Origin of the sequence: Streptococcus oralis (assembly GCF_018448765.2) — a bacterium.
Taxonomy (GTDB): domain Bacteria; phylum Bacillota; class Bacilli; order Lactobacillales; family Streptococcaceae; genus Streptococcus; species Streptococcus oralis_BM.
In genome coordinates, this window is sequence record NZ_JAHCMC020000001.1 from 1,182,099 (window position 1) to 1,206,684 (window position 24,586).

Genomic DNA, 24,586 nt, shown 5'->3' on the forward strand with positions numbered 1-24,586 from the left:
CTGATAAATTAGTTGCCAGTAGGGGATTTCTTCTTTATTCTTTTTCCTTCTTTTCAGAAGCGTTGGCTTCTAGGTTTGAATCTTGTTTAGGTTGTTCCACAATAGAGGAATTAGCTTCTTGTTTCTGTTCTGGCTTGACTGCCTCGCTATTTACAGCAGCAACAGCCTGTTTCCAGATACCTTCTTCGTTTACTTTGTAACCATCAGGTGTTGTTGCGTTCTTCAACAAAGAACCATCAGCTTGGAAATAGTACCAATTACCATCAAGCTGTTTCCAACCCGTTTGCATAACTCCTGATTCATCAAAGTAATAATGATCACCATTTACTTTATGAAGGCCAACCAACATGATGCCATCTTCAGGATTTAGATAATACCAGACGCCTTTGTCTTTTATCCAACCAGTTTTCATGGCTCCATTTGATTCAAAGTAACGATAATGATTATCAAACCATTTCCAGCCAGTTTGCATGGCTCCAGATCTGCTAAAGTAATATTGCTTACCATCTACTTGATGAAGGCCGACCAGCATAATGCCTTCTTTTCCTTCAAGATAGTACCAAGCATCACCATCTTTCAACCAACCAGTTTGGACTGCGCCAGACGTAGCGTAATAATGCCAAGAATCATTTGACCACTGCCATCCAACTTGCATGATGCCTGAGGATTTGAAGAAATAGTTCTTACCGTCAATTTCTTTAGAGCCTACAGCCATGATGCCTGTTTCTGGATCCAAATAATACCATGATTCATTATCTTTCAACCAACCAGTTTTCATAACTCCAGAACTTGCAAAATAGTTCCAGTGACCATCAACAAAGGCCCAGCCTGTTTGCATGGCACCACTGGCATTCAAATAGTAACGGACACCATTGATATCTTGGTTTCCAGTTAACATGATGCCATCTTTATCCAAATAATACCATGTTTCCTGATCCTTGACCCAACCAGTTTTCATAGCTCCAGAACTTGCAAAATAGTTCCAGTGACCATCAACAAAGGCCCAGCCTGTTTGCATGGCACCACTAGCATTCAAATAGTAACGAACACCATTGATATCTTGTCTGCCAGTTAACATGATGCCATCTTTATCCAGATAATACCATGTTTCCTGATCCTTGACCCAGCCAGTTTTCATAGCTCCAGAACTTGCAAAATAATTCCAGTGACCATCAACAAAGGTCCAGCCAGTTTGCATGACACCTTCTTGATTAAAGTAGTACGTGCTTCCATTAATATTCTTTTTACCGACAGTCTTTAGCCCATCCTCATCATAGAAATACCAATCTGAATCAATCTTTTGCCAAGTTGAAGGCTTACCTGCTGCTTGGAGTGCACCACTTTCGCTAAAGAACATCTTCTTGCCATTATAGACTTGATGTCCTGTTAGCATCTTCCCATCTGCCGCAAATAGATACTTTTTCCCTCCAATTTCAGAGAGCTCGCTAAATCGTCTAGCACCATTTGATTGGATATAATACCAAGAGTCATCTAGTTTGAACCAACCACCAGTTTGCATTTTACCATTTTGGTTCAGATAGTAATCATTCCCTTTGGCATTTTCTCCCCAGTCGTCGTTAAGATGAAGCCAGCGACCTGCTTGCATTTGTCCTTTTCCGTTAAAGAAATAAGTGGCTCCGCCAATCTCTCTCCAGCCGATAGCCATTTCTCCGTCAGTCAAACGATATTTCCAATAACCATCTTCTTGATACCATTTTTCGTCAACTACAGGGATATCAGGGAAGGTATTTGAAACATTAGCAAATCCTTTATCGCTAATATCAAAAACGGTAGCATCTTGAGTTTGGCTAGCAGCATGAAGAACCTGAATATTTTTCTTCTGAAGGTATTCTCTGGTTGAAGCAACATTAATATCTCCACCAGTTGTCTGAATAACCATTTTTGGTGATAAGTTTTCAAGGAAATTAATCGTATTTGAAATTGTCGCATCATAATGGTGGTTCCATTTCATCATATCAACCTTGCCGATAACTGGACCTAACTTATCTTCTGCTCCCTCGGCATTATCCAAATCTCCACCAAGATAGATTCTCTTTCCTGCCACAGTCACCACTGAAACAATGGAGTTGGAGTTATCATCTCGAACTCTTTTCAGATTCCCATCAGCATCATATTCATTCTTATAGTTATAGAGTTGGATATCCATATCACCTAATTTAAAGTGACTATCCTCATCTGTAATATTCTGAATAAGAGTAACCCCTCGTTTTTGAGCCGCTCTCAAAGCATTATCATAATTAAAAAGATTATCCCAAAGTCCCCAGTGTGAGGTGATCCGATCATCTGAATATTTTTTCAGATAAAACTTATCAACTTGATAACGATTAAGTATCTCATCTGCTCCGCCGATATGATCACTATGGACATGAGTTCCTAGAATAAAATCTAATTTTTTTACACCTATTTGATCCAGGTGGCGAATCAAGCGATCTTCCAATACTTGATTATTTCTCATGGAAATTCCCCAGCGGCTTGGATAGCGTGGGTCACTCCCATCAGGGAAATCATAGTCTTCTCCCATATCAATCAAAGCATAATGGCCATTACTTTCCAGAAGGATGGCATCACTCCCAGATTTTGCTTTAGTATTTATGAAATGGATACGATTGCCCGAACCTGCAGAGATAGTATCTGCATCTACTCCTTGCGATAACTGAATCAGTAATAGAAAGAATGCGAGAACACTATATCTAACTGATTTTAATAACCATTTATTTTTCACCTTGAAAACTCCTTTATCTTAACAATAAGCAACTTTTACTAATCTAATCAATCCAGTAGTTTTTATCCCCTCCTGGGACTTGCTGCTCAATAGGGGGTGGAGTCATATAGTTTTCTCCAAATTCGTAGACAAGTATTTCATGGTATTTTTTAGGAACCTTGACCACAATGTTTTCATAAGGAATATCAATCAAATCATAGAGCCATTCTTTTTTTATACCATTTGGATAATAAGGGTCATAGATAGTACAAGTAAGATCTGTTGCTTGATCTACACTATACTTCAAAGCAAGACTCTCTAATTTTTGATTCCATAGCTGTGGAGAAGTTAAGCGGAAAATAGCTGATCCCATATAACGAGGGAGGTTTTTAAGTCCACCATTCTCAGACTTGATCCCTTTAAAATTCAAAGAAGAAAGGCGAACGAAATATTTGTAGAGTTTCATTTTCTTACGGTCATTTTCCTGTGTTACGACACCATCATATGGAAAAATGTCAACGCAAGTTCCCAATACGACCGTTGGGTCTACGAGGTTAGCATCTCGACGTGTCCTTACATCATAGACTCTCATATAACTGTATGGATATCCCTTTGTTTCTCTGAATGAAATCAATTTATAGTAGGGATGATTTTCATTTTGTAAAACCTTATACAGTTTTTCAAATTCATCACGCGCTAAGGAAATATCTGTATCATCATCCCAAGGGATGAATCCTTTATGGCGTACAGCTCCTAGTAAGGTTCCAAAATCAACAAAGTATTTGATTTGATGTTGTTCACAAAGCTCATGTAGATACTTTAAAATATCCAATTCTACTTGTTTGATTTCTTCAAGAGTTAAAGTTCTTTCAGACATAGGTTTTATTCTCCTAAATTTGACTATATTTTTAAACGTTTCTTAATCCCAATCCTGTTCGTTATTTAGACCTTTTAACAATCTTCCACAATTTAAAATCATGATGAGATACTCTTTGTTCAACCGGTGGCAATTGCATATAGTCTCCGTAGTCTGAGGTCAAAATTTCATGATAATTTTTCGGAATGGTAAATTCCTTACCTTCAAATGTTCCAGTAGTAGCTTGTTCCAGCCATTCACGTCTCCACACTGGTTTGTTCATATCTTTGTAGATAAGATAATCCACTTGCTCATAATCTGAGACTTTACGGGATTTTGCAAGCTCTTCAATCTGGGCAACGTATTTGTTCGTATTGGTGAAATAGAAAATAATAACTGACACATAGCGTAGCAGTGAATTCAGTACACTTTTCGTATTAGTAATGCCTTTAAAGGTGTAGCAACTCAATTGACGTTTCTTTATCAGTTTCGTCATCTTGTTTTTAAATTCTACGTCATCCTCGTAGCCATCTACAGGGAAAATATCTACATATATCCCCATATTTGAATCGATGCGAACATCTTCTTCCAACAAGTAGGTATGGTTATCCTGCACTTTCATGAAGGGATAGACATAGTTGAGATTATTTTTATAAGACATGACCTCGTAACGTTCATCAGGGTTAGCGATAAGGTAGTCTTGTAACTTTTCATAATCTTCTCGTAACATGCAGATATCCATGTCATCATCCCAAGGGATAAATCCTTGATGGCGAACAGCACCAATTAGACTTCCATATGCTAAGAAATACTTAACCCCAATTTTCTGACAAACTTCATGAATATACTCCATGATTCCAAGTTCCATCTGTTGAATTTCACTGACATCTGTTACTTCTTGATACCGAATTCCTTCATCCTGTTTGCAGACTACAAGTCCATAGCCAATCGCTAGCCAGAAGATGATATTAATAAAGTTGGTTGAATACATAATCTGACTTTCAAATAATTGACCAAGCAAGATACCGAAGAAAAGGATCATGATCAATTTATCAGTATTTTTCTTGGAAACAATCAAATAAGTTAAAAAGCGCTTGATTACATATCCCAATATAAGAAAGAAGAATGCTAAGCCTAGAACTCCCGAACTGACAAATATGGTCACAAAAATGTTATGGAAATTCCCACCGATAAGGGAGTTTTGAATCTCAAATTTACTGAAATATTCTGTATAGTAATCTGGAACATTTCGTACACCATAACCAAAAATTGGTTTCGTACTTCCCATCTTGATGGCATTTTTCCAGATATAGGTTCTACCACTTGGTGTTGTTTCAATCAGATGGAGCTCACCATTCTTCTTAGCGACAGACGAATCTGTTTCAGCATAGGATTGTCCTTTGTTTAAATCTAAGACAGTCGTAGTTTCAGATGAAATATAGATTGAAGTTACATAGCTTAATCCAATATTAGTTGCAGTAATCAGCAAACCAACAACTATAAAAGTGAGGAATCGTTTAACGATACTTCCTCTAGTAGCAAAGAAACTATAGAGTCCAATCATGAGAAGTAAAGAAAGTAAGGCTCCTCGACTTTGCATCGTAGCGAAGTAAACTAATTGAATCACATTGTTCAGTTTAAGATAAACAGAATACTTACTTCCTTTATGGATCAAATACATAGCCAAAATAATGCTAATGTATGAAAATATCGCACTAGCATTAGGATTAACAATTCCCCACAGACGTCCATTCATGACACCATAGTAATAAGATTGTTCGCCAATCTTAAATAGGATAAGGACTCTACTTACCAATAAACCAAACGCAAAAATTGCTGAAGAAAAAGATACAATTTGAACCGTATAGGCAATCCAGTCAAATAATTTTTTAAGTTGCCCTGATTGCAACATGGTAAATAGTAAAACATAGGTTACCATGAAGAGAATTTCAATCACATTTCCAATCAAATGTCCCGAGCGATTGAAAATAGCAGATAGCAGATGGCTTCCAGCTAATAGTCCAAATAAGGATAGAAATTTACGATCTACTGTGATTTCTTTCCACTTAAACAATAAAGTATAGCAAATATAAAGCACTACAATCGCTGACAATCCCTTATAGAGGGGATTTGCTATCTTATAAACCAGTGAACTCATACTTAAAATCGAAATGAAAACAAATAGATACGCAATCCATAGTTTTGATTTTTCAAAGTATTCATCCATTTTTGAAAAATTCATTTTCAACTCCTTCTCATGATATTAGTTTTTTAATCCAACAATTTTCTTATATAGCCATGGAGAAATGACAAGTGAAAGGATCGCTACCTTGCGAAAAGTAGTGAAATAAGCATCCTTCCATATTTCGCGTCGATGCTGAACAATCCAAGTCCTCAGCTCGGCTTTCTCCTTTTGATACTCTTCACGTGAAGTAAAGATAATTTTATCGTAAACTGTGATGTACGACCAACATTCTCTGTTTATTAATTCGTATTTTAAATTAGGAAAGGCTTTCGAAACTTGAGCGATTATTTGCTGATAAACTTCTATCGTATCAAACACATGCTGATTAACAGATGTTGTTGCACTTCCCTCACGATGATCATAATAATAAACAGGTTTGTCAATAAATACGCTACTGCATCTTGTCTTTAGTAGCAATTCAGTTAAAAATAGGGCATCTTCAGCTAGATGATAATTTGTATTAAACTTTTCATCCGCAAGCAGGTTTCTCTTAAACAGTTTTGCGACTGGAAAAAATGACGTTCTGGTAGTCATCAATAGTTCCTTCATGGTTTCTTCTGTTGACCAGAGTTCTGTTTTTCCAGAATGTGGAGGTATATCAGTTACAATGCCGTTTTTGATATGGTGCAGAGGAGCAATTACAAAGCCTACATTCAACCCTTCAACTGCACTTGCTAAAGTAGCTAGGTAATCCTGGGTAACGAAATCATCGCTATCAATAAAGGTAACCCAAGAACCCGTCGCTAGCTGAATTCCCATATTTCTAGCATTTGAAACACCAGCATTTTCGATATGATAAACCTTGATATTCTCATACTGAGATGCTAAGCGATCACAGATCTGTCCACTGGAATCAGTAGAACCATCGTTGATTAAGATTAACTCAAAATGGGCATAAGTCTGTTGAAGAATCGACTCCACACATCGCTCCAGATAGGCTTCTACATTGTAGACCGGAACGATAACGCTTATTTTTTCTCCCATCATGCTCCATATTCTCCCTTGTATTCTGTATAAGGCTTATCCATATCAGCTATGACAGCATCATGATGCGGTACTTGCTTGTCCGCTGGTGGTGGTGTCATATAGTCCCCAAAAGCAGTTCTGAGATAGGCATCATAACCGACTGGAATGGGCATCTCTGTTCCTTCAAATGGCAAGAAAAGATTATCTTCAAAAGATGCGATCGGGTATTTGTTTCTCATGTAGCCGGGACCTGAGCATAATTCCGTGATTCCATCGCTCTCAGCCAGACCATACTTGGTCATTTCTTTTTCAGCTTTTTTCCAAATGCGATAACGTAGAGATTTTGGAGTTAGGCCGAGTAAGATGCGACTTCCCCATTTCATGATAGCACCATGCTTTTCTGGGATAGTTTGGGCGCAAAAGAGTGAATAAATCAAAGCCCAACGAACCTGTTTCTTACGCTCAGCCGAATTTTTAGGATAATAATCCAAAGGTAAAACATCCAAAGCCAAACCGTGTGGCAAATCCAAATCCTTCTGATAAGGCTTGATACAAGTGGTTTCCTTGTCACGAATGGTGATAAAAAGGTTACGGTCTACAAAATCCTTCTTGCTCTTTGACAAGAAATAGCGCTCATCTGCATAACGGGGCCACAGTTCTGCCAATTTTTCATAGTCCTTGCGGGGCATGAAAAAATCTAAGTCATCATCCCAAGGAATGAAGCCCTTATGACGAAGGGCGCCAATGGCTCCTCCACCACAGAGATAGCACAACAAATCATGTTCTTTACAAAATGCGACGAAATATTCAGCCATTTCCAGGCTACGAGCCTGAATCGCTTTCAAATCACTCATATCTCTCCTCTTCTATCCAATAACGAGTTATATCATTTTATTATACCATAAAAAAGTCTTAAAAATCTATCAGGTAGTAAGAAAAACCAAAGCTCAGACCACCATTTCACTAGTGAATCAAACTTTGATTTTCATTTATCGCCTCTTATCTCATCCCCATTTGAGCGAGTTTAGTCCGGTATTTATTTTGATCGACAAGAAGTCCTTGCCCTCCATAGACATCATAAGCATCTACCCAGTCACCAAGTTCTGGGACGGTGAGTCTTTCAATTCCATTTTGAGCACCTTCTAGGACAGATAATCCATTGGTCAACAAGAAGCTATACGGTAGATTTGTTGAAGTCATGCCAAAGACTTTTCCAAGTGCCTCAGAACCTGTGAAGAGTTTGGTTGGATTTTTAATCTGCTCAAGAACAGCTGACATGACTTGTTGTTGTCTCTTGGTACGACCATAGTCCCCTTCATCATCATCACGGAAACGAGCATAGTTCAGCAAGGTGGATCCATTCATCTGCTGTTTTCCAACTTTAATGGTTTGGGTTGGCGACTCTGTCTCTGTTGCATGAAGGTCATCTCCAACTGTGGCTTCTGTCAAAGGTTGACCATTCAATGTTGAGAATTGGGCATCAATCGTTACTCCGTCAGGGAAGAGGGTATCAATAGCTGTTGCAAAGGCCTGGAAGTCAACTAGAGCATAGTACTTAATATCCAAATCAAAGTTGTCTTTTAGAACCTTGCGGACCATTTCAGCTCCTTTTTGCCCTTCTTGTTCCCCAAGTTCATAGGCAACATTTAATTTGTTATCCGTTTGTTTCTGACCATTTACAATCTTACTATACCCATCGATATAAACTAAGTTGTCACGCATAAAGCTGACTAGCTTGATCTTCTTATCCGATCCACTGACATTCAGTATCATGATCGTATCGGTACGGGTCTCTGCACTATTTTGACCGATACGGCCATCTGTCCCCATGACTAGGATATTCACACCGTCTTTGGTATCCTGACCGTTAAAGACCTCTACCTGAGCTGCTTTAGCATCAGCTGGCTTATTTGTTGGATTGGCCGCTGACTGGAAGCCCCGAAGAAACATGAAAATCATCCCTGCAGCCACACATGTAATCAACAGTAAGAACCAAGTCAGTATTCGTTTGAAGCGAATTCTTCTTTTTTTCTTTTTGACTTTAGGCAGAGGAGCCACCTTTTCACGTCTCTTAGATCGACTTCTACTGCCATAAGTCGGAAGATCAATATCTCTACCCCAAGTTTCTTCTTTTTCTTCTTGGTAGAAATGGTGAACTTCAGACTTGGGACCTGTCATTTTTTGTTGCAGATAATCAAACTCCCTCCGTTCACGGTCGTTGAGGTAATGAATATTTTTGAAGAGATAGTCATAACGTAACTGCTCGTGATGACTTAAAGGATTTTCTTTGCTCATTGACTCTCCTTTTCTATATCAGTTATGGTAAAAATCGGGTAGGTTCCCAGTATCTTGTGCTGAATTCCAATGGCTTCTAGTTCTTGTCTGGCAAAATGAACCAGTTCTTTGTCACTATAGTCTATATCGATAATGAAAAAGTATTCTCCCAAGGCTGTTTTAAGGGGGCGACTTTCAATCTTTGTTAAGTCAATCCCTCTCCAAGCAAAGGTCGAAAGTGCCTTGTAAAGAGCACCAGGTAGGTTGTCTGGTAAGGTCAAGGCCAAACTCATTTTTTCAGCTTGCGAGTTCAAAGGAATCTTCGGTATCTCTGCCCCTAACACCCAAAAACGTGTGAAATTGGCTTCCATCTCCTGAATATCCTCTGCAATTAATTCCAAGCCATATTCTTCGGCAGAACTTCTTGGTGCGATGGCTGCGTATGGCTGGTCTGGATGTTCTGAAATAAATCGAGCTGCATAGGCAGTACTAGCGGTTACCTCTATTTTAGCATCTGGATAGTGTGCATCAATGAACCTCTTTCCTTGAGCTAGAGCCTGAGGATGAGAAAAGATCTTTTCAATTTTTGACTGACTTGGAACCACCATCAACTGCTGGTGAATAGGCTGGACGATTTCTGCAACTGCTTGGATACGAGCCTGATGAAAAAGGTAATCCAAGGTTTCATGAACACTACCCTCGATAGAATTTTCAACTGGCACCACAGAATAATCCACCAAGCCTTGCTCATAAGCTTTGATAACATCTGTGATATTGGCAAAAGCCTGCAATTCCTCTTTGGGAAAGGCTGTCTGCACAACATGATGCGAAAAAGATCCCTTGGGACCTAGAAAGGCAATTTTCATCTCAGTTCCTCTATAATTTCCTCTGGGCTTAACTTGGTCACATCCAGAACTTGACTGGCTACTTCCTCATACCAAGCTTGTCTTTCTTGGAAAATAGCTGCCAGTTCTTCCTTACTTTTGTTAAGAAAGAGCGGGCGCTGATTGTCCTTATCAGCTGCGATACGTTGGTAGAGGGTTTCAAAATCGGCTTTTAGATAGATATTATCAGCATTTTGTTTGAGCAAGTCACGATTTCTCTGAGAAATGACAACCCCTCCGCCAGTTGACACAACGTGATCCGTTTTTAGTAAGTCAGCTAGCACTTCTGACTCTACTTGACGAAAGGCCTCTTCTCCCTTTTCAGCGAAAAAATCCGCAATGGACATGCCCAAACGTTCCTCGATTAAGGCATCCATATCGATGTAGTCTGGGTCCAATCCTCTAGCGATTGTCGACTTGCCTGCCCCCATAAATCCGAGTAATACCTTAGCCATGAATCAAGCTCTCCAAATCATCAAAGAAGCTAGGATAGCTGGTATTGATGGCTTCAGCACGGTCAAGTTCCACTTCTCCATCTGCAACCAAGAGGGCTGCGATGGCTGTCATCATTCCGATACGATGGTCACCAAACGTATTGACTCTAGCGCCATGAAGGGTTGATTTCCCTTTGATAATCATCCCATCTGCTGTAGGAGTGATTTCCGCGCCCATGCTATTCAAGGCGTCAGCCACAACTTGAATGCGGTCGGTTTCTTTGACTTTAAGTTCCTCTGCATCCTTGATAACCGTCACTCCTTCTGCTTGGGTAGCAAGCAGGGCAATAATGGGCAATTCATCAATCAAACGTGGAATCAAGGCACCACCAATCTCCGTTCCTTTCAACTCAGAGGACTCGACAGTTAGGGTTGCAGATTTTGCGACTGGATCGATTTCAGTTATTTCCAATTTCCCACCCATAGAACGAATGACATCAAGAATACCAGTACGCGTTTCATTGATACCAACATTCTTAAGTTCCACACGAGAATCTGGAACAATTAAACCTGCGACCAACCAAAAGGCTGCACTGGAGATATCTCCTGGAACGATAACCTTTTGTCCAGTCAGTTTTTGCGGCCCTTGGACTGTGATTTTCTTTCCGTCCACACTTAATTGACCACCAAATTGTTGTAGCATATCTTCGGTGTGGTTACGAGTACATTCTTTCTCGAGAATAACGGACTCCCCCTGAGCCTGCAAGGCTGCAAATATCAAGGCAGACTTGACCTGAGCGGAGGCGATTGGCAACTCATAGTGAATCGGTCTTAAATTTTTCGTCCCTTTGAGGCGAAGAGGAGGCAGGTCTCGCTCGGTTTGCCCTGAAATGCTGACACCCATTTTTTTCAATGGAATCGTCACACGGTCCATAGGACGTTTGGATAGACTGTCGTCTCCGAACATCTCTACTTCAAAATCTGCTCCAGCAAGTACACCTGAAATCAGACGAATCGAGGTTCCAGAATTCCCCATGTCTAAAGCATTTTTAGGATCTTTTAAACCATCCATCCCAACACCTTGAATGGTAACAACCCCATCTTTGTCCTCAATTTCAACACCAAGGTCACGAAAAACCTGCATGGTTGAAAGCACATCCTCTCCACGCAGAATATCATAAACCTTAGTCTCGCCCTCAGCCAAACTTCCAAAAATAATCGAACGGTGGCTGATAGACTTGTCACCTGGTACCCGGATACTGCCATGTAAGTGGCGAATGCTTGTTTTTAGTTTCATAGTTGACCTCATACTTGCAATACTTTTCTTATTTTATCACAAAAAAGCCAGAAATTCCTGAAATTTCTGGCTTTTATACAGATAAAATACTATTTCAATAATTCTGAAACAGGTTCAAAGACAATTTTTTCAATGTCTGAAAGGTAAATCGATAACTGTTGCTGCTTGGTAAAGAAATCTGACAAAAGAGCGTTTTCTTGGATTTGCTTGCTGAAGGACTGCATCTTTTCTTGGAAAGAGGCATCTGGCATTTGTCCAGTTTGCGCCATGACTTGGATTTCTTGTTGGAAGGCAAGGTAGTCTGCAAAAATCTTGCCAGCATGTTCATCTGCTTGGATGGCATCTTTGGCTTCCTTAACCGCCTTGTATTCTGGTAATTCGCGTAAGCCGCGACTAAGTTCATTTGCAGTATCGTAAATATTTGACATGGTTTTCTCCTTATTTGATGACGACTGTGTAGTCCGTATTTTCTGTAATTAAGCGCTCAGCTCGTTCCAGATCCTGAGCATTTTTAAATGAAATTTGTAGAATCCCGTGAACATCCTCACGGTTTTCTTCGTTGATGTGGATATTAACCAAAGAAGTTCCTCTTAGCAATTCCAAAATTCGCAAGATAACATCTTCTTCATCGGGAACGTCGACATAGAGGTCATAAGAACTATCCACACCACCACGTTTATGGATTTCCATGGCCTGACGTTGCTCACGCGCTTGGTTGAAAAAGTTCCAAATCTTCTCTTCTTCCCCCTTGCTGATGGCTTGTCCAACCTCATCTAAGCGTTCCTTGAAATCCGCAATTCGCTCTAGAATGGTCTCGCGATTGGACAAGAGAATAGAAGTCCACATACCTGGTTCACTCTCTGCAATCCGGGTCATATCTCGAAAACCACCCGCCGCAAAGCGCCTTGTCATCTCATGTTCTTGAGCATAAACAGCTGTTTGCTCCATGAGACCTGATGCCAAGATATGGGGAAAATGGCTAATCTGTGAAGTTACACGATCGTGCTCCTTGGCATCAATTTCAATGAAACGAGCATGGAGACCAGAAAGTAGGTCCTTCATTTCCTCAAGCGTGTCTGAACTAGTCAAACTAGATGGAGTAAAGATATAGTAGGCATTTTCAAAGAGATTAACATCGGCAGAGGCAGCTCCTGTCTTATGGCTACCAGCCATGGGATGAGCCCCGACAAATCGAACAGGCTTACTAGCCAAATACTTCTCCGCTGCATCCACAATGGCAGCCTTGGTTGAGCCCGCATCCGAGATAATGACGCCTTCTTTCAAGTTCAAACCTGCCAACTCCTGAATAAAAGCAATGGTCTGCTTGATTGGCAAGGTCAAGATGATGACATCTGCCAGAGGAGCAAAACTGGCAAAATCATCCGTCGCACGGTCAATCATACCTTCTTCCAAGGCAATATCTCTCGAAGCCTGACTGCGATTGTAACCTAGAATTTCATAATCAGGATGATCGCGCTTGATACCGAGTGCCATTGAAGCACCAATCAATCCAAGACCTGCTATATAGACTGTTTTTGCCATAGGAACTCCTTAATAGTTCTTTGTATAGTCTCGGTGTTTGGCTACCGCTTCTTTTAATTCCTCAAGATTATCTGATGAGAATTTTTCAAGGATTTCTTGTGCCAGAACCGTTGCCACAACGGCTTCCATGACCACACCTGCTGCTGGAAGAGCGGTGGGATCACTTCTCTCCACAGTTGCCTTGTAAGGTTCGTGAGTTTCGATATCCACACTCATCAATGGTTTATAGAGAGTGGGAATGGGTTTCATGACACCTCGAACAACGATAGGTTGCCCATTGGTCATACCACCTTCAAACCCACCTAGATTATTGGTACGGCGAGTATAACCGTCTTCTTTAGACCAGAGAATTTCATCCATAACTTGGCTGCCTTTTCGGTAACCAGCTTCAAATCCGAGACCAAATTCTACTCCTTTAAAGGCATTGATAGAAACAACTGCTTGGGCCAATCGCGCATCTAATTTTCTGTCCCATTGAACATAGGAACCAAGGCCAACTGGTACGCCTCCGACGACTGTCTCCACAACCCCACCGATGGTGTCACCGTCACGTTTGATTTGGTCAATATAGTCCTTGATTTCTTGTTCTCGTTCTTGGTTGACAATAGAAACTTCAGACTGGGCAGCTCGTTCCTTAATCTCAGCGACTGTCAGATTTTCAGGTACATCGATTTCCTTACCACCAAAGACCACGACATGATTAGCAATCTCCATATCCAGCTCAGCCAAGAGACGTTTGGCTACTGCTCCCACTGCTACTCGCATGGTTGTTTCACGAGCAGATGAACGCTCTAAAGAATTTCGCAAATCATCAAAACGGTACTTGATGCCCCCAACCAAATCAGCGTGACCTGGACGAGGATGAGTAATTTTTCGCTTGCTTTTAAGCCGGTCTTCAATGTCCTCTGCAGACATGATATCCAGCCATTTTTGGTGGTCTTTATTGATAACATCCATGGTAATGGGAGCCCCTGTCGTCTTCCCGTGGCGAACACCTGAGGTAAAGACAACCTGGTCACTCTCAATCTTCATACGACCACCACGACCGTAGCCACCCTGACGGCGTTTAAGGTCCCCATTAATATCCTCAGCTGTCAAAGGAAGTCCAGCTGGAATTCCCTCGATGATAGCTGTCAGACGGGGACCGTGTGATTCTCCTGCAGTTAAATATCTCATACGTTCTCCTTATTTTACCAAGTAGTCTTTCATCTCTTCCAGAGAAACTGGGTGAATGGTCGCTGAACCAAGCTCTGGTACCAAGACCAATTTCAAGGTGTTCCCACGCGCTTTCTTATCATGAGTCAAAGCTTGATAAAGTTTATCAACATCCCAGTTTTCATAGTCAACAGGTAGTCCAAATTTCTGGCACATCTCTCTAATGGACTTGGTTATTCCTTCTGGCATAAGACCTTTTTCCTCAGCAACCTTGGAAATCTGTACCATACCCATGGCCACAGCCTCACCATGCATGACCTTGCCATAACCAGCAGTCGCTTCAATAGCATGACCAATGGTGTGACCAAAATTGAGGTAAAGGCGAACACCATTATCCAACTCATCCTCAACCACCATCTTGCGCTTCACCTGACAAGAATGTTCAATCAAAGCCTCCGCATGTTCCAGTATACTCTCCACAGAACCATCCAGTTCCGTTAAGAGAGCCCACAGTTCTGGATCCTCAATCAAGCCGTACTTGATAACCTCACCCATCCCTTCAATCAACTCTCTTTTCCCAAGTGTTTCAAGGACAAGCGGGTCAATCAGAACCCCATCTGGTTGGGCAAAAGTTCCCACCATATTCTTAGCAAAAGGAGTATTAACACCCGTCTTTCCACCGATAGAAGAATCAACCTGAGCAGTCAAACTCGTCGGAATCTGAACAAAGTGAATGCCTCGCATATAGGTAGAGGCTACGAAACCAGCTAGGTCCCCAACGACACCACCGCCAAGAGCCACGATTCCATCGCTACGAGTCAGACCTTGCTTGACTAGAAATTCATAGACTTTCTGAACAGTTGTTAAATTTTTTCGTTCTTCGCCTTCTAAAAAGTCAAAAACAGCTACCTGAAAACCAGCATCTTCTAGGCTGAGTTTAACCTTCTCTGCATAGAGAGAAGCTACATGGTTATCGGTTACAATGACCACTTTTTGAGATTGCCAGAGTTCTCGCAACCATTGACCAGCCTGAGCTAGACAACCTTTTTCAATCTGAATATCATAAGGATGATGCGGAATATCGATTCTGATTTTCATAGGAGGGTCTCCTTTTCACTATTTATATTTTTCTGTTAAGGACTGCCAAATTTCTTCTGTCGGCATTTCTTTACCTGTCCACAGTTGAAAAGCTTCAGCAGCTTGATAGAGCAACATTCCCAGACCATTGACAGCTGGATTGCCCTGGCTTCTAGCCCATTTCAAAAATGGCGTCTCAAAAGGTTGGTAAATGATATCTGCGACCAAGAGATCCTCTGGCAAATTGATGCTTTCTGGAACTAGGGACGACTGACCATCCATTCCTACACTGGTCGCATTGACCAGTAAATCCGACTCGGCAATCCTTGCTTGCAGTTCAGAAACATCTTCTAAAGCATACAAGTCCACTTTAAAACCTGTTTGCTCCTGCAACTTGTCTAGGTAAGGTCTTGTTTTTTCCATGGAAGCTAAACGCACAAAGACAGAAATCTGACTGACGCCGTCCAAAATGGCTTGTGCCAAGATTGATTTGGCCGCACCACCTGCGCCCAGAATGGTCATTTTCTTATCCGAGATTGTAAAAGAAGGCAAGCTCTTAAAAAATCCCTTGCCATCTGTATTATATCCAATTAACGTTCCGTCTTGATTAACAACCGTATTAACCGCCCCAATCAAACGAGCTTCATCACTCAACTCATCCAGATAAGGAATAACCTGCTCCTTGTAAGGCATAGACAGGTTGATGCCAAACATCTGGTATCGGCGAATATTGGCGACTGTTTCTGCCAAATCACCCGCTTCAATCTCCCAAGCTACATAGGCACCATTAATAGCTGTCGCCTCAAAGGCCCTATTGTGAATAAAGGGTGAAATAGAGTGTTTAATGGGATTTGCAACGACAGCCACCATACGTGTATAGCCATCAAGCTTCATCCAAAATCTCCCTGATTTTCTTCATGTTTGATAGCGAAATCTGACCTGGGGCACTCGCTTCATCCAGACTAGCAAATGACCAACTTGAACCCGTCACATCTGAAGTGATACGGGATACCTTGCCCATTTTCCCCATGGAAATGGTCACGTACTCTTGCTCAGGGTTGAGTGTTTTAAATCCACGTGTGTAGTTCATCAGGTCTAAAACATCCTGCTCCGTATGGGCCATAACTGATACCTTGACCACTTTGGGAGAGAGACTGGTCAACTCAGACAGGATTTCCATCATGTTTTCAGGTGTCTCCTGGAAATTATGATAGCTCAAAACAAGATTTGGAAAATCCAACATTTCCTCAAAAACGTCCTTGTAGCTGAAATACTCGAAATCTACATAATCCGGCTGATAGAGCTGAGTAACTTCCTTGATGATTTGAACATACTCTTCTGAGGAAAGTTCGATTCCTCCTCCCTCAGCGCGAGTCCGAAGGGTAAAGACCAGTTCGCGTCCTGCAAATTTCTCAAAGATAGCGGGTGCTACCTGTAAAATAGCGTCCTTTGCAAGAAAGTCCGCACGCCACTCAATGATATCGGCATCTTTATACCTAGTGGCATCCAGTTCTTGCGCTTCTTCTAAACTTCTTGGCATTACTGAGACGACTAATTTCATTTACTAACCTTCATACTAATCACCTTGAGGTAATTACTGCTTTCATCTTTTTTATTATAGGCAAAGTCAGCTGGAAGACCATATTGGTTCAAGATCTGATACCTTCTTCCTGCAAAACCTTTATCAATTTGTTCTGTAAATTTCTGGCGGGAAACATTGGCAGCATTTGTACTGACAATGATAATGCCTCCCGGATTTAAAATCTCTAGACTCTGGGAAATCAACTTGTGATAGTCCTTAGCTACAGAGAATGTTTGTTTTTTATTGCGAGCAAAGCTCGGCGGATCTAGGACAATCACATCATAGGTCAAGCCTTTTCGCTTGGCATACTTGAAGTACTCAAAGACATCCATGACGATAAAACGATGATTGTCCGTACTGAATCCATTTGCCTGAAAATGAGCCTCTGACAGCTCTCTAGACCGTTTGGCCAAGTCGACAGAAGTTGTCTCACTCGCACCTCCCATAGCTGCAGCAACTGAAAAGGCCGCCGTATAGGAAAACATATTGAGCAAGGATTTGCCCATAGCTAGACCGTCAACCAGACTCCCACGAACCTCATGCTGGTCTAGGAAAATCCCTGTCATCAAGCCATCATTCATAAAGACTTGATAGAGCACGCCATTCTCAAGAACAGTAAAATCATCTGGCGCTTCCTCACCATAAACATAGGCAGACTCGTAGTCTAGACCTTTAAAACGAATCTTCTCATAAGCCCCCAAGACCTCAGGAAAAACTTCCTTAAAAGCCTTTACGATCAGCTCACGAATCTGGTAAACAAAGGAGTTGTACCAAGAAAAAACAGCATAATCTCCATAGAGATCAACAGTCAGACCACCAAAACCATCCCCCTCTTGGTTAAAAAGGCGAAAGGCAGTAGTCAAGTCATCCTGATAATAAGGCTTTCTAGCTTCCTTGGCCTTACGAAACAGAATTTCAAAAAAGGCTTGATTGAAGCGAACCTTTTCCTTGCTGATGAACCAACCGATTCCCTTGTTCTGTTGTGAAAGATAGGCACTCCCTAAAAACTTCCCGTCTTGACTAAGAACTTCTACCGCCTGATCCGTCAGATCAATATCTGTTACATCACTTGCTTCCAAAAGAACTAGACCCTTAGCTAGCTTTTTTTCAACACGTCTGCTGACCCTAATTCTATTCATAGCTACTATTATAGCAAATTTTGTGACAATTCTCAAAAAAGAAACCGTTTAACCAGTTGTACTTTAGTTTACTGAGTGTCATTTTTGTTCAAATAAGTTTATTCCATTTACTTTCTCGCCAAGATATCCTCTCCCTTGTAGTGGAAGGAGAGTTTCCACGCGCTAAAAATAGACAATTTCAGAAATGAGTATAGAATCTTGCGCAAACGTTTGCCTAGTTCTAAACTTTATGGTAGAATAAAACACAACATTGATAAGCAAGAGGAAAAACAATGCAAAATCAGACACTTATGCAATACTTTGAATGGTATTTGCCTCACGACGGCCAACATTGGACGCGACTGACAAATGATGCAGAGCACCTAGCAAACCTTGGTATCAGCCATGTCTGGATGCCACCTGCCTTCAAGGCAACCAACGAAAAAGATGTCGGCTATGGGGTCTATGACTTATTCGACTTAGGCGAGTTTAACCAAAAAGGGACTGTCCGTACCAAGTATGGGTTTAAAGAAGACTATCTTCAAGCCATTCAAACTCTAAAGGCACAGGGAATTCAACCTATGGCCGATGTGGTGCTCAATCACAAGGCTGCTGCCGATCATATGGAAGCCTTTCAGGTTATTGAAGTGGACCCTGAGGATCGTACCGTTCAACTAAGCGAGCCCTTTACTATCAATGGCTGGACTCACTTTACTTTCGATGGTCGCCAAAACACCTACAATGACTTCCACTGGCACTGGTACCACTTCACAGGTACAGACTACGATGCCAAACGCCGTAAGTCTGGGATTTATCTGATTCAAGGGGACAATAAGGGCTGGGCCAACGAGGAATTGGTCGATAACGAAAACGGTAACTACGACTACCTCATGTATGCCGACCTAGACTTTAAACATCCTGAAGTCATCCAAAATATCTATGACTGGGCTGACTGGTTCATGGAAACGACTGGTGTAGCTGGTTTCCGCTTGGATGCCGTTAAGCACATTGACTCCTTCTTTATGGGCAATTTCATTCGTGATATGAAGGAAAAATACGGCGAAGATTTCTACGTTTTTGGGGAATTCTGGAATCCTGATAAGGAAGCCAACCTAGACTATCTCGAAAAAACGGAGGAACGCTTTGATCTTGTCGATGTTCGTCTCCACCAGAACCTCTTTGAAGCCAGTCAAGCTAGAGCAAACTACGATCTTCGTGGCATTTTCACAGATAGCTTGGTTAAACTCAAGCCCGACAAGGCTGTGACTTTTGTTGACAATCATGATACTCAACGAGGACAAGCACTTGAGTCTACTGTTGAAGAATGGTTCAAGCCAGCAGCCTATGCCCTTATTCTATTACGCCAAGATGGGCTTCCATGTGTCTTTTACGGAGACTATTATGGTATTTCAGGGCAATATGCTCAACAAGATTTCAGAGAAGTTCTTGATCGTCTCCTAGCCATCCGAAAAGACAGGGCCTATGGAGAGCAAACAGACTACTTTGACGATGTCAACTGTATCGGTTGGGTTCGTTCAGGTGCTGAACATCAATCTCCAATCGCTGTCCTTATCTCAAATGACCAAGAAAACAGCAAGGCTATGTTTGTCGGTCAAGAATGGGCTGAACAAACCTTTGTTGACCTCCTTGAAAATCATCCAGCACAAGTTACAATCAACGCTGATGGTTATGGAGAATTTCCAGTAGCAGCGGGTTCAGTCAGTGTCTGGGCAGCAAAATAAACCTATCAGGTACAAGCCAGATCCAATCGGATTTGGCTTTTTTGTGTATGCAAAAAGACCTAACCAAATGGATAGATCTTCATTGTCTTATAATTTACCTGCTACTGCATCCAAGAGTTCTTGGATTTTCGCTTGGTTGCTTCCTCCTGCCATGGCCATGTCTGGTTTACCACCACCACGTCCATCAATGATTGGAGCCAATTCTTTGACAAGGTTTCCTGCATGCACATCTTTTGTCTTGCTAGCTACAAGAACATTGACTTTGTCACCGATAGCGGCAACTAGGACAAGAACATCAGAGTAGTCTTTTTGTTTCCAGTTATCCGCAAAGGTACGAAGGGCACCTGCATCTGATACAGAAACTTGGCTTGCAATGTAACGGTGACCATTTGCTTCATTCACATCCTTGAAGACATCACCTGCAGCTGCAGCCGCAGCTTTTTCCTTCAATTCTGCATTTTCTTTTTGAAGCTGACGGAGTTGTTCTTGAAGCCCTTCCACCTTGTGGGGTACTTCTTTGAGTTGAGGGGCTTTCAAGGTTACTGCGACGGCTTTCAAAGCGTCTTCTTGTTCACGATAAGCTTCAAAGGCTTCCTTACCAGTTACTGCCAAGATACGGCGGGTACCTGAACCGATTCCTTCTTCTTTGACAATCTTGAAGAGGCCAATTTCAGAAGTGTTGCCAACGTGGGTACCACCACAGAGTTCCACAGAGTAGTCACCAATGGTTACAACTCGGACTTCCTTACCATACTTCTCACCAAAGAGGGCCATAGCTCCCATTTCTTTAGCCGTGTCAATATCTGTCTCAACAGTTTCTACAGCAATTGCTTCCCAAATTTTCTCATTAACTTGCTGTTCAATGACGCGCAACTCTTCAGGAGTTACGGCTTGGAAGTGAGTAAAGTCAAAGCGAAGGAATTCGACTTCGTTCAGAGATCCTGCTTGAGTTGCATGGTGACCAAGGATATTGTGGAGGGCCGCATGGAGCAAATGAGTGGCTGTATGGTTCTTCATGACACGATGACGACGATTGGTATCAATTGCCAAGGTGTATTCTTGGTTCAAAGTAAGTGGTGCAAGAACTTCAACAGTATGAAGAGCTTGTCCGTTTGGTGCTTTTTGAACATCTGTCACAGTAGCCACAAGGTTCCCTGCAGCATCCAAGATTTGACCGTGGTCAGCTACTTGTCCACCCATTTCAGCGTAGAATGGTGTTTCCGCAAAGATAAGAGAGGCAGTTCCTTCTGAAACAGCTTCTACTTCAGCGTTTTCAGCTACGATAGCCACCAACTTAGAAGGCAATTGGTTAGCATTGTAGTTGAAGACACTTTCCACTGTAATATTTTGAAGGGTTTCATTTTGCATTCCCATTGAGCCGCCTTTGACAGCTGACGCACGCGCACGCTCTTGCTGTTCTTTCATAGCTGCTTCAAAACCTTCACGGTCGACAGTCATCCCAGCTTCTTCAGCGATTTCTTCAGTCAATTCTACTGGGAATCCGTAAGTATCGTAGAGTTTGAAGACATCTTGCCCAGCGATAACGTTTTGACCTTTCGCTTTCAAATCAGCTACAATGGTTTCTGCAAAGTGTTGACCTGAGTGAAGGGTACGGGCAAATGACTCTTCTTCGCTCTTGACAATTTTCTCGATAAAGTCACGTTTTTCAAGCACTTCTGGGTAGTAGCTTTCCATGATTTTTCCAACAGTTGGAACGAGTTTGTAAAGGAAAGGCTCGTTGATGCCCAATTTTTGACCGTGCATAGAAGCACGACGGAGCAAACGACGAAGAACATAACCACGACCTTCATTTCCTGGAAGGGCACCATCACCGATGGCAAATGAAAGAGAACGAATATGGTCCGCAATGACCTTAAAGCTCATGTTATCGCCATCTTGGTCGTAGACCTTACCTGACAATTTCTCAACTTCACGGATAATCGGCATGAAGAGGTCCGTTTCAAAGTTTGTCTTAGCCCCTTGGATAACAGCCACCAAACGCTCCAAACCAGCGCCCGTATCAATGTTCTTGTGTGGCAATTCTTTGTATTCGCTACGTGGAACAGCAGGATCAGCGTTAAATTGTGACAAAACGATATTCCAGATTTCGATGTAACGGTCGTTTTCGATATCCTCTGCAAGCAGACGAAGACCAATATTTTCTGGGTCAAATGCTTCTCCACGGTCAAAGAAGATTTCTGTATCAGGTCCAGAAGGTCCCGCACCGATTTCCCAGAAGTTGTCTTCGATTGGGATCAAGTGGCTTGGGTCCACTCCTACTTCAATCCAGCGGTTATAAGAATCTTTATCGTCTGGATAGTAGGTCATGTAGAGTTTGTCTTTAGGGAAGTCGAACCACTCAGGGCTTGTCAAGAGTTCATAAGCCCAAGTAATGGCTTCATCACGGAAGTAATCCCCGATAGAGAAGTTCCCCAACATTTCAAACATAGTATGGTGGCGAGCTGTTTTTCCGACATTTTCGATGTCATTGGTACGGATAGCTTTTTGCGCATTGGTAATACGTGGATTTTCAGGGATAATGGTTCCGTCAAAGTATTTCTTAAGGGTTGCTACCCCAGAGTTAATCCACAAAAGAGTTGGGTCGTTTACTGGAACCAAGCTGACTGATGGTTCGACAGAGTGGCCTTTGCTTGCCCAAAAATCTAGCCACATTTGGCGTACTTGAGCACTAGATAGTTGTTTCATAATATCTCCTTATTACTTGTTTAATTTGATTGGCTTTCCAGCATCTCCACATAGTCAATCGCGACACAGAGGGAAATGACTAGGTCTGCATAAGAGTCTTCATAGACGGTTACGGTGTAAGTTGAGGTCAAATGGAAAATCTCTTTTCGAATCTCGGCGACAAGCTGATCACGATCATCCAGCAATTTGAAATTCAAATCCCAGATATTGCCCTCGATACGAAGCCCTAGATCATCAAACTCATACTTATCTCGCCAGAAGGTCAACTTCTTACGAATAACGAAATTTGAACCGTTTCGTAGCTGAATAGTAAAGCGAGGAAGCAAGGTGAAAAATTCTTTACTGATTTCACTGACCTGCTCACCATAGGCGTCATAGATGGTAAAGGTCTTAGGAATTTGGAAGAAAGATCCCTCCACTTGATAGTTCACTACTCCTCTGTCATCCTTGATATCAAAGCGTTCGCCCCCAAGACGAAACTTTTGTTTCACGAGAAATGTCTTCATAAACACCTCCAAAAATCAAAAGACAAGCTCACATCACGAAGGGCGAAAAACCGCGGTACCACCTTCATTCAATGAACTTGTCATTCTCTTATTCTTATGCAATTGTCTGATTGAGTAGCATGACTTCCTAGCTTAGATGGCTCGCAGCACCGCCATTTCTCTGGACTAAGATGACAGAAAATCAATTCTCAACTTTTTTATTATATCGTTTTTGGAGGAGTTCGTCAAGGTTAACAGCAATGAATCATAAACTTCTGCATTAACCTCTTAATTTATCTAGATCTACTTTGTGATGTTTGAGTATTTTTAGGTTTATATATTGAAATTTTAATTCTTGTATTTTCCAAATGAACCTTTTCCCCCGCCTTAGGTCTTTGATCAACCACTGTTCCTTCAGCAGTACCCTCAGGAGCACTGCCTACTTCCACTATTTCAATATTGGCCTCTTTAACACCAACAATTTGAACCAAGTTATTCTTAGTAAATTCCAAACTTGATCCAATATAACTAGGCATTGGAACAGTTACTGCCTTCTTGGCTACTGTCAAGACAATTTGTGTCGACTTACTGAGATCATAAGAAGCTCCTTCAGACAGACTTTGTCTCAAAATGGTACCTGGCTCCGTTTCAGTAGATTCTTCTTCTTCAATCTTAATAAGATTTTCAGGAACTTTTTTCTCCTTGAGTTCAGCAACCACATCTGTTGGTTTTCGACCAATGTAGTTTCCAATATATACTTTTGAAACCTGTGAACTAGAACTGGCAGATGTTGTCGATGATGTTTGTTTATCTTGAGATTTATTACCACCAAGTGAACTTTTTGTTGTGGAACTCGTGGAGATTTCTGAGTTAGATGATTGAGTTGATTGCTTAGTGCTGTTATGAGATGATTTAGACTTGGTCATTCCTATGAAAAAAGTTCCAATTATCAATAAAAAAAGTAAGCTTATAGCTATTCCGAAAAACCACTTTATTCTTCTTATTTTCTTTCTACGACGCTCTAATAATTCATTCTGTTCTCTTTCTTCCTGTTGTTCTAATTGAAATCGCTCTGTAGCCAATCGTTTTCTTTCTGCTTCTCTCTCTTTCTCCAGCAAATACTCATTCAAGTCAGCTTCTGCTTCTGCTAAGAGTATCTGAATTCTCCCTCTCTCATCTTCAGTTTCAGCTTTGGCCCAAATTTTTTTTTAAATCAAATATATTATCTTTATATTGTTGCTCTATACGTAATTCTAATTCTCTTTGATGTCGAGATTCCTCATCCCATTGTCTCTGACGTTCTAACTCATTTCTCTCTTTTAATGTTTCTTGTTGTTCTAGAGCAAGACGATTTTGTTCATCTAGTGCTGCCTGTTGTTTTTGGTTAGAAAATTGCTGTTCCCATCTCTGCTGTTCCAACAAGTTATTCTGTCTTTTTAGCTCTTGATTCAATTCTTCTTCTCGACGAGCTTTTTCCCAATCATTCAGATTATTCATATTC

At 41.4% G+C, this 24,586-nt stretch carries 20 protein-coding genes and 1 pseudogene; 1 reads left to right on the top strand and 20 read right to left on the bottom strand.

The features are described from left to right. Nucleotides 1-34: 34 nt before the first annotated feature. From KIH88_RS05825 to KIH88_RS05900, 16 genes are all read right to left on the bottom strand, one after another. Nucleotides 35-2,743: an MBL fold metallo-hydrolase gene (locus KIH88_RS05825; protein ID WP_213988050.1), complete on the bottom strand. Its 2,709-nt coding sequence runs from the start codon at nt 2,741-2,743 to the stop codon at nt 35-37. Nucleotides 2,744-2,786: 43 nt separating this feature from the next. Then, nucleotides 2,787-3,599, bottom strand: coding sequence for a LicD family protein (locus KIH88_RS05830; protein WP_045617369.1), 813 nt, complete (start codon nt 3,597-3,599; stop codon nt 2,787-2,789). A 61-nt stretch (nt 3,600-3,660) separates the two neighbouring features. Beyond that, the gene (locus KIH88_RS05835) at nt 3,661-5,820 is read right to left on the bottom strand and encodes a LicD family protein (protein WP_045617370.1); all 2,160 of its coding nucleotides are present in this window, start codon (nt 5,818-5,820) and stop codon (nt 3,661-3,663) included. A 21-nt stretch (nt 5,821-5,841) separates the two neighbouring features. Next, on the bottom strand, nt 5,842-6,810 hold the full coding sequence (locus tag KIH88_RS05840) for a glycosyltransferase family 2 protein (RefSeq protein WP_045617371.1): 969 nt from the start codon (nt 6,808-6,810) through the stop codon (nt 5,842-5,844). Then, nucleotides 6,807-7,643, bottom strand: coding sequence for a LicD family protein (locus KIH88_RS05845; RefSeq protein WP_007520258.1), 837 nt, complete (start codon nt 7,641-7,643; stop codon nt 6,807-6,809). Before KIH88_RS05845 ends, KIH88_RS05840 begins: the two co-directional genes overlap by 4 nt. A gap of 145 nt (nt 7,644-7,788) precedes the next feature. Beyond that, entirely contained in the window at nt 7,789-9,084 is a 1,296-nt protein-coding gene (locus KIH88_RS05850) for an LCP family protein (protein WP_213988051.1), read from the bottom strand. Continuing rightward, nucleotides 9,081-9,929 carry a prephenate dehydratase gene (gene pheA / locus KIH88_RS05855; protein ID WP_213988052.1) on the bottom strand — a complete coding sequence of 283 codons (849 nt, stop codon included), beginning with the start codon at nt 9,927-9,929 and terminating at the stop codon, nt 9,081-9,083. Before pheA ends, KIH88_RS05850 begins: the two co-directional genes overlap by 4 nt. Then, on the bottom strand, nt 9,926-10,402 hold the full coding sequence (locus KIH88_RS05860) for a shikimate kinase (protein ID WP_213988053.1): 477 nt from the start codon (nt 10,400-10,402) through the stop codon (nt 9,926-9,928). Before KIH88_RS05860 ends, pheA begins: the two co-directional genes overlap by 4 nt. Continuing rightward, nucleotides 10,395-11,678: a 3-phosphoshikimate 1-carboxyvinyltransferase gene (gene aroA, locus KIH88_RS05865; RefSeq protein WP_213988054.1), complete on the bottom strand. Its 1,284-nt coding sequence runs from the start codon at nt 11,676-11,678 to the stop codon at nt 10,395-10,397. Before aroA ends, KIH88_RS05860 begins: the two co-directional genes overlap by 8 nt. A gap of 89 nt (nt 11,679-11,767) precedes the next feature. Further along, on the bottom strand, nt 11,768-12,106 hold the full coding sequence (locus KIH88_RS05870; protein WP_213988055.1) for a YlbF/YmcA family competence regulator: 339 nt from the start codon (nt 12,104-12,106) through the stop codon (nt 11,768-11,770). Nucleotides 12,107-12,116: 10 nt separating this feature from the next. Continuing rightward, nucleotides 12,117-13,220 carry a prephenate dehydrogenase gene (locus KIH88_RS05875; protein WP_213988056.1) on the bottom strand — a complete coding sequence of 368 codons (1,104 nt, stop codon included), beginning with the start codon at nt 13,218-13,220 and terminating at the stop codon, nt 12,117-12,119. 9 nt (nt 13,221-13,229) lie between these two features. Then, nucleotides 13,230-14,396 (bottom strand): chorismate synthase, encoded by a 1,167-nt coding sequence (aroC, locus tag KIH88_RS05880; protein WP_070697342.1) that lies wholly within the window; start codon nt 14,394-14,396, stop codon nt 13,230-13,232. A 9-nt stretch (nt 14,397-14,405) separates the two neighbouring features. After that, on the bottom strand, nt 14,406-15,473 hold the full coding sequence (aroB, locus tag KIH88_RS05885) for a 3-dehydroquinate synthase (protein ID WP_213988057.1): 1,068 nt from the start codon (nt 15,471-15,473) through the stop codon (nt 14,406-14,408). A gap of 18 nt (nt 15,474-15,491) precedes the next feature. Continuing rightward, complete coding sequence (locus tag KIH88_RS05890; RefSeq protein ID WP_213988058.1) at nt 15,492-16,346, bottom strand: shikimate dehydrogenase; 855 nt, start codon at nt 16,344-16,346, stop codon at nt 15,492-15,494. Then, nucleotides 16,336-17,013, bottom strand: a complete 678-nt coding sequence (gene aroD / locus KIH88_RS05895; RefSeq protein ID WP_213988059.1) for a type I 3-dehydroquinate dehydratase — start codon at nt 17,011-17,013, stop codon at nt 16,336-16,338. Before aroD ends, KIH88_RS05890 begins: the two co-directional genes overlap by 11 nt. Next, a complete protein-coding gene (locus tag KIH88_RS05900) occupies nt 17,010-18,173 on the bottom strand; it encodes a class I SAM-dependent rRNA methyltransferase (RefSeq protein WP_213988060.1) in 1,164 nt (387 codons plus the stop codon). The genes aroD and KIH88_RS05900 overlap by 4 nt, the downstream gene beginning before the upstream one ends. Nucleotides 18,174-18,445: 272 nt before the next feature. Here KIH88_RS05900 and KIH88_RS05905 point away from each other — a divergent pair, with 272 nt between their 5' ends. Then, nucleotides 18,446-19,894: an alpha-amylase gene (locus tag KIH88_RS05905; RefSeq protein WP_213988061.1), complete on the top strand. Its 1,449-nt coding sequence runs from the start codon at nt 18,446-18,448 to the stop codon at nt 19,892-19,894. An 87-nt stretch (nt 19,895-19,981) separates the two neighbouring features. On the opposite strand, the gene alaS is transcribed toward KIH88_RS05905, so the two are convergent. The 4 genes and pseudogenes from alaS to KIH88_RS05925 all read right to left on the bottom strand — a co-directional run bounded on the left by alaS (nt 19,982) and on the right by KIH88_RS05925 (nt 24,582). Next, nucleotides 19,982-22,600 (bottom strand): alanine--tRNA ligase, encoded by a 2,619-nt coding sequence (gene alaS, locus KIH88_RS05910; protein WP_213988062.1) that lies wholly within the window; start codon nt 22,598-22,600, stop codon nt 19,982-19,984. Between the two features lie 20 nt (nt 22,601-22,620). Then, a complete protein-coding gene (locus tag KIH88_RS05915; protein WP_061420712.1) occupies nt 22,621-23,106 on the bottom strand; it encodes an LURP-one-related/scramblase family protein in 486 nt (161 codons plus the stop codon). A gap of 272 nt (nt 23,107-23,378) precedes the next feature. Further along, nucleotides 23,379-23,837: pseudogene (locus tag KIH88_RS05920) on the bottom strand (PASTA domain-containing protein); the annotation flags it as partial. A gap of 433 nt (nt 23,838-24,270) precedes the next feature. Further along, entirely contained in the window at nt 24,271-24,582 is a 312-nt protein-coding gene (locus KIH88_RS05925) for a hypothetical protein (protein WP_213988063.1), read from the bottom strand. Nucleotides 24,583-24,586: the final 4 nt, after the last annotated feature.

Excerpts from the sequence above, each read along its gene's own strand:
- KIH88_RS05860 (WP_213988053.1), bottom strand. The coding sequence starts at position 10,402 with ATGGCTAAGGTATTACTCGGATTTATGGGGGCAGGCAAGTCGACAATC.
- KIH88_RS05900 (WP_213988060.1), bottom strand. The coding sequence starts at position 18,173 with ATGAATAGAATTAGGGTCAGCAGACGTGTTGAAAAAAAGCTAGCTAAG.
- pheA (WP_213988052.1), bottom strand. The coding sequence starts at position 9,929 with ATGAAAATTGCCTTTCTAGGTCCCAAGGGATCTTTTTCGCATCATGTT.
- KIH88_RS05870 (WP_213988055.1), bottom strand. The coding sequence starts at position 12,106 with ATGTCAAATATTTACGATACTGCAAATGAACTTAGTCGCGGCTTACGC.
- KIH88_RS05845 (WP_007520258.1), bottom strand. The coding sequence starts at position 7,643 with ATGAGTGATTTGAAAGCGATTCAGGCTCGTAGCCTGGAAATGGCTGAA.
- KIH88_RS05905 (WP_213988061.1), top strand. The coding sequence starts at position 18,446 with ATGCAAAATCAGACACTTATGCAATACTTTGAATGGTATTTGCCTCAC.
- KIH88_RS05840 (WP_045617371.1), bottom strand. The coding sequence starts at position 6,810 with ATGATGGGAGAAAAAATAAGCGTTATCGTTCCGGTCTACAATGTAGAA.
- alaS (WP_213988062.1), bottom strand. The coding sequence starts at position 22,600 with ATGAAACAACTATCTAGTGCTCAAGTACGCCAAATGTGGCTAGATTTT.
- KIH88_RS05875 (WP_213988056.1), bottom strand. The coding sequence starts at position 13,220 with ATGGCAAAAACAGTCTATATAGCAGGTCTTGGATTGATTGGTGCTTCA.
- KIH88_RS05835 (WP_045617370.1), bottom strand. The coding sequence starts at position 5,820 with ATGAATTTTTCAAAAATGGATGAATACTTTGAAAAATCAAAACTATGG.
- KIH88_RS05925 (WP_213988063.1), bottom strand. The coding sequence starts at position 24,582 with ATGAATAATCTGAATGATTGGGAAAAAGCTCGTCGAGAAGAAGAATTG.
- KIH88_RS05890 (WP_213988058.1), bottom strand. The coding sequence starts at position 16,346 with ATGAAGCTTGATGGCTATACACGTATGGTGGCTGTCGTTGCAAATCCC.
- KIH88_RS05915 (WP_061420712.1), bottom strand. The coding sequence starts at position 23,106 with ATGAAGACATTTCTCGTGAAACAAAAGTTTCGTCTTGGGGGCGAACGC.
- aroA (WP_213988054.1), bottom strand. The coding sequence starts at position 11,678 with ATGAAACTAAAAACAAGCATTCGCCACTTACATGGCAGTATCCGGGTA.
- aroC (WP_070697342.1), bottom strand. The coding sequence starts at position 14,396 with ATGAGATATTTAACTGCAGGAGAATCACACGGTCCCCGTCTGACAGCT.
- aroD (WP_213988059.1), bottom strand. The coding sequence starts at position 17,013 with ATGAAATTAGTCGTCTCAGTAATGCCAAGAAGTTTAGAAGAAGCGCAA.
- KIH88_RS05850 (WP_213988051.1), bottom strand. The coding sequence starts at position 9,084 with ATGAGCAAAGAAAATCCTTTAAGTCATCACGAGCAGTTACGTTATGAC.
- KIH88_RS05830 (WP_045617369.1), bottom strand. The coding sequence starts at position 3,599 with ATGTCTGAAAGAACTTTAACTCTTGAAGAAATCAAACAAGTAGAATTG.
- aroB (WP_213988057.1), bottom strand. The coding sequence starts at position 15,473 with ATGAAAATCAGAATCGATATTCCGCATCATCCTTATGATATTCAGATT.